The sequence below is a fragment of the Mesorhizobium kowhaii genome, from assembly GCF_042431665.1.
In the GTDB taxonomy this organism is placed as follows: Bacteria; Pseudomonadota; Alphaproteobacteria; order Rhizobiales; family Rhizobiaceae; genus Mesorhizobium; species Mesorhizobium kowhaii.
In genome coordinates, this window is record NZ_JBHLYT010000072.1 from 1 (window position 1) to 3,628 (window position 3,628).

The 3,628-nt window shown below is 59.2% G+C and carries 3 protein-coding genes and 3 pseudogenes; 2 read left to right on the forward strand and 4 right to left on the reverse strand.

Translation table 11 applies throughout. The features are described 5' to 3' along the window. Positions 1-4: 4 nt before the first annotated feature. Entirely contained in the window at positions 5-274 is a 270-nt protein-coding gene (locus ACFFNA_RS33985) for a hypothetical protein (protein ID WP_378924234.1), read from the reverse strand. A gap of 90 nt (positions 275-364) precedes the next feature. Between ACFFNA_RS33985 and ACFFNA_RS33990 the strand changes: the two genes are divergently transcribed. After that, entirely contained in the window at positions 365-631 is a 267-nt protein-coding gene (locus tag ACFFNA_RS33990; protein ID WP_378924235.1) for an IS66 family insertion sequence element accessory protein TnpB, read from the forward strand. Positions 632-952: 321 nt separating this feature from the next. Here ACFFNA_RS33990 and ACFFNA_RS33995 read toward each other — a convergent pair. Further along, positions 953-1,491 (reverse strand): annotated as a pseudogene (locus ACFFNA_RS33995) (integrase core domain-containing protein); the annotation flags it as partial. Here ACFFNA_RS33995 and ACFFNA_RS34000 point away from each other — a divergent pair. Continuing rightward, positions 1,487-1,894: pseudogene (locus ACFFNA_RS34000) on the forward strand (integrase core domain-containing protein); the annotation flags it as partial. The pseudogenes ACFFNA_RS33995 and ACFFNA_RS34000 overlap by 5 nt on opposite strands. A gap of 43 nt (positions 1,895-1,937) precedes the next feature. On the opposite strand, the pseudogene ACFFNA_RS34005 reads toward ACFFNA_RS34000, so the two are convergent. Together ACFFNA_RS34005 and ACFFNA_RS34010 are read right to left on the reverse strand one after the other, a co-directional pair. Further along, a pseudogene (locus ACFFNA_RS34005) lies at positions 1,938-2,208 on the reverse strand (transposase); the annotation flags it as partial. Positions 2,209-2,416: 208 nt separating this feature from the next. Continuing rightward, positions 2,417-3,382, reverse strand: a complete 966-nt coding sequence (locus ACFFNA_RS34010; RefSeq protein WP_378924237.1) for a MurR/RpiR family transcriptional regulator — start codon at positions 3,380-3,382, stop codon at positions 2,417-2,419. Positions 3,383-3,628: the final 246 nt, after the last annotated feature.

A 3,628-nucleotide genomic window follows, 5' to 3' on the forward strand; every position in this document is an offset into this window, starting at 1 on the left:
CCCGCTACAGCGCTAGTTGAAGAGCGCGCGGGCGGCCGCCTTTGCTCTTCCAGCGCTTCAGATCTTGTCGTCGTTTATCAGCGGGTTTCGACCGTCTTCGACAGTTTACGACCGCGCTCTGCAGCGCCGTCATGATCTTCTTGCCGTCTTCGATCGACAGGCCGATTTCGCCGTCGAACAGGCGCTCCCAGCTCTTGTCGACCCGGACCTCCCGACGACAAACGTCGCCGAACTCGCTCTTTCCCTCGATTGTGATTGTCCACTCCACCGCCATCGTTGCTTCTCCGAACAAAGCGACGGTGATGAACTGCTCGGGCCTAACAATCCGTGCTCAACCCCAGAAAAATTACCGGTCTCGTCGTCGGTGACCGAGGTCGCGCAAGCGTTCGGCGTAGCCCCATTACAGCTCTATGCCTGGCGCAAGCAGATGGCTGGCGGCGAGCCTGATTCCGATCAGGCGATGGCGACCTTCGCGCGCATCGAGGTGAGCGATCTGCCCGAGGTCGAACGCCCCGTCGCCGATTGCCCGGACCCGGCCAGCAGGATCGTCGTGGCCTTTGCGAGCGGCGCGCGATTGCGATCGACGGGACCGTCGATCCGACAGCGCTGCGCATCGTCTTGGCGGAGTTGACCAGGTGATCACGGAGGTGCCGACCGACCGGATTTACCAGTGCTGCGGCGCGACCGATATGCGCCGCGAGATCAACAGTGCCTGGCGCGGATGGTGCAGCAGGTGCTCGCGCTCGACCCGCATTTATGTGTCGCACGAGATTTTGTGGCGGCGCCGTCCTGATGCCGGCCTGGGCCGGCAAAGATTGCAATTCTCCGCCAAATAATATTCAGATGCTGTTGACCTGCCACTGAACATTCTTCCAGCGGCGATTAGAGCCTTGGCCGTTTCTGATCCGATACCATTCTTTGGACCGCCGGCAGGTGAAGTTTTCCGGCTGTTTCACGATGGCGGGCTGACGGCGCCATCGGGATTGATCAACGAGATCGGAACCTTGTGCCCGATTGCGCCATGTGGGCGCACCTCGTTGTAGTATCTGCGCCAATCCTCCAACTTTTCGGCCGCGTCGGCAAGCGTCAGGAACCAGTGGGCGTTCAAACATTCCGCCCTGAAGCGGCCGTTGAAGGCTTCGATGTAAGCGTTGTCCGTTGGCTTTCCCGGTCGCGAGAAGTCGAGCGTGACGCCCCTGGTGTAGGCCCACAGATCGAGGTCGCGGGAGACGAACTCCGAGCCTTGATCGACCCGGATCGTCTTTGGATAGCCGATCTTAGGGCAGACCTGTTCCAGCATCCTGACCACATCCTCGGCTCGGTAACTGAAGCGTGGGTCGAGCACCGGCACGTAGCGTGAGAACGTATCTACGACCGTCAGGACCGGATCTTCTTGCCCGTCGCGAGCTGGTCGTGAACGAAGTCCATCGCCCAGACGTCGTTGGGTTCGACGGCTGGCTGGCGATCATCTCGCAGCTTCGCCTTCACGCGGGAATGCCTGGCGCTGGTCGCAGATACGTCGCTGTCAGGTGCCCGCGTGGCCCGGGAACTGGACGCTATCATCGCCCGTCGCGGCAAGCCTTGCACAATCGTCTCCGACAATGGCACCGAACTGACCTCGATGGCCATCCTCAAATGGTGCCAGGAGAGCGGTGTCGAATGGCACTACATCGCACCCGGCAAGCCCATGCAGAACGGTTTCGTGGAGAGCTTCAATGGCCGGTTCCGCGACGAATGCCTGAACGAAACGCTGTTTTCCACCCTCGCGGAAGCACGGGCAGCGATCCAGCTCTGGAAGGAGGACTACAACCGGCACAGACCACACTCAGCACTGGGCAACATCACGCCCAGCGAATTCGCCTTGAAAATGGCACTGGAAAAACAGGCCGCATGAGGCCAGAAATGAAACCCCGGACTCTCCACTGAACTGGAGGGAACAAGGGTCTCAGGTCACGGATCACGTCCTGCAGCATCTCCTTGTCCAGCGACAGGTCGGCGAACCAGCTTTCTGAGCTTGCCGTTCTCGTCCTCGAGCTGCTTCAGCCGCTTCATCTCTGTCGGCAGCAGCCCGTCATATTTCTTCTTCCAGTTGAAATAGGTCGCCTGGCTGATCCCGGCCCTCCGGCAGATCTCCGCCACAGGAAACCCATCCGCTCCCTGCTTCAGAATGAACGCCTTCTGCGCGTCCGAAAACTTCGATGCTTTCATCGCTTCCGCTCCTCTCCCAGCCGGGAAACTACAGCGGAAAACTCCAATTCTGAACGGTCCAGTTTCTGGGGATCAGATCACTGTCTAGCAGCTGCAGCACGGCACGCCACCCAATAAACTTATGATGAGCATCACTCGGACCGCCTCCGCCACAGGATGGGCCTTGCGGTGGGAGACCGAGCCGGTTGCAGCCTGCAAACCATAGCCATCAGTCCTGATTCGGCAGGATCGTTTTACGCCTATTGCCATCCACTTTCGTTGTTGTTGGAGAGGCCGATCGGGACGCGCGGACTTTTCGAGTCCAAGTTCTCGATTTCAAGTGTGTGTTGAGATCCGCGAGATGAGCATCGAACCGGAGTAGAGATTCACGCGCAGCCTCCGCACCCCGTCCGGCGATCAACGCACCAAGCACTTCAGCGACCGCGAACGCCGGTGTCATCGAATGAAAGAACGAGGGACTCTTCGTCTGAACAAGAACGACATCGTCGGCAATACGAGCGAGCGGAGCAACCTCGCTGTCGGTAATGGCGACGATAGGTATGCGATGTTTATGCGCATATTCAGCGATCTCAACCGTGACGCGCGTGTACGGGAACACACTAGTCGCGAAGAGCACGTCGTTGCGGGAGGCACGGGCCAACGCATCCGAACCGGTGCCACCGGTCGCATCGAGCATGACCGACTTTTCCCCAATCATTGAAAGAATATAATGCAGATGCCAAGCAGTTGCGTGGCTCGATCTCAGTCCGACGCAGAAGACGCAGTTGGCGGATGCAAGGCGTCTTGCCGTTGATACTATTGCATCAAGTTGAGACTCGGCTAGATGGACAATCTCGGCAGCTTGCGCCCGGAGAATTTCGCGCGCAAGGCCGTGATCGCCTTTACGCCTTTGAGCGATCGCTTGCACGTCGGCCTTTCCGGCGAATCCGAAGTCACCGCTACGAACGGCCTCAGCATAGATTTCGCGAAGTTCGTCGTAGCCGGTGAGGCCAAGATGCTTGGCCAGTCGCGTCATGGTAGCCGGCTGGACCCCTGCCAGGCGGGCCTGATCGCGCATTGATAATAGCGCTACGTCGTGCGGTTGGTCGATAATGTAGCGGGCCGCCAATTGGAACTGCTCCGACATTGTGTCAAAGCCCCCGATCAATCGCTCAGAAAGAGGTCCGTCAGCCATAACTCCTACCTAGCGCAGCGTCATAGCATGCGCAACATATGTTGCATCGCGCCAGGTCCTTCCGCGCCAGATCGATTGGTCCGAGCGGCAAGGAAGGATGGTCAGCCGTCCGCCATTGGTCGCAACGCACATTGCGGTCGGCCGTTCAATTTCGATCATTTGCACCGTCTGAGGCATTTGTCTCTTCGCCGAACTGGCGCGAGAGACGCCTCTCCCGGTGTTTCGGCCCTCTCGCGGTCAAGGATG

What these genes read in the sequence shown, in the direction of transcription:
- ACFFNA_RS33985 (WP_378924234.1), bottom strand. Translation starts at nt 274, where the DNA reads ATGGCGGTGGAGTGGACAATCACAATCGAGGGAAAGAGCGAGTTCGGC.
- ACFFNA_RS34010 (WP_378924237.1), bottom strand. Translation starts at nt 3,382, where the DNA reads ATGGCTGACGGACCTCTTTCTGAGCGATTGATCGGGGGCTTTGACACA.